The organism is Mycolicibacterium septicum DSM 44393 (genome assembly GCF_000455325.1).
GTDB classification, from domain to species: domain Bacteria; phylum Actinomycetota; class Actinomycetes; order Mycobacteriales; family Mycobacteriaceae; genus Mycobacterium; species Mycobacterium septicum.
Window position 1 is genome coordinate 1,247,799 of record NZ_HG322951.1, and the last position, 1,053, is coordinate 1,248,851.

General features: G+C 71.5%; 2 pseudogenes. Both read right to left on the reverse strand.

The features are described from left to right. A pseudogene (locus TX88_RS05695) lies at positions 1-296 on the reverse strand (isoniazid response ATPase/transcriptional regulator IniR); the annotation flags it as partial. Between the two features lie 10 nt (positions 297-306). Then, positions 307-1,053 (reverse strand): annotated as a pseudogene (locus TX88_RS05700) (Hsp70 family protein); the annotation flags it as partial.

Sequence of the window (1,053 nt, forward strand, 5' to 3'; positions counted from 1 at the left end):
GGATCGGCGACTTTCTCTGCAAGACAGTCGATTTCACTGTCCGCGAGAAGGTGCGCATCGTCGACGACGAACGCCGACTCCGGTGCGTCACCCGGCCGGGGCGCACGGGTCAGCACGACGCGGCCGCCCTCACGCAGCGCGTTGCGGACCGCGGCGAGCACTGTGCTCTTCCCGGTTCCGATGCCGCCGGACACCAGCAGCTTGACCGGAGCGGCCGGGTCGGTCAGCACCTCATCGATCGCCGATCGGGCAGCCAACGGAAGCTCCGGAACGGGCTCCGGCGCCGGGTCGGTCATCGGTGCAGGCCTAGGCGCCGCCGCCGCCCTCTGCCGCAGTGGTCGTCACCGGCGGCTGGGTGGTGGTCGGCGGTTGCGTCGTCGTCGGGGGCTGCGTGGTCGTCGTCGGCGGTTGCGTCGTGGTGGTCGTGGTGCGCGTCGTCGTGGTCGTCGACGGCGTGGTGGTCGTGGTCGTCGTCGTGGTGGTGGTGGTCGGGCTGGTCGTCGTGGTGGTTTCCGGTGACGACGTGGTCGTCTCCGGCGGTGGAGGCGGCACCACGACGGTGGTGGTCTTGACCCCGTCGGGCCCCTCGGTCACGGTGGTGACCGGCTCAGGCGGCGGGCCTTCGGGCGACGGGCCCATCGAATAGGTGGTACTGGTTTCGGTGACCGGAGTCGAATCCCCTTCGGAGCTGGTCAAAGTCACCGCGAGTCCACCGGCAGCCAGGAGGGCGGCCGCGGCCGCTGCCCCGAACAGGATCGGCGGGCGTTTGTACCAGGGGAGCGGCGCCGGTCCGGCGTCGTACATCTCCTCCGCATGGCTGAACTCGACCGGTGGTCGCGCCGCGGTCATGCCTGCGGGAGTCTCGTATTCGCCGCCGGCGTACGGCACCGGCTCATTGCCCGGCGCGTCATCCTCCGACCAGGCGAGGGCCGCCGCATTGGCGCCGGGAGCCATGGCCGTCGGGGCCATGCCGGTTGCGGCGTCGGCGTCGGTCACCTCGGGAGCCAGACCCGTTGGCGCATCGGCGGCGGCCACTGCGGGGGCCAAACCTGT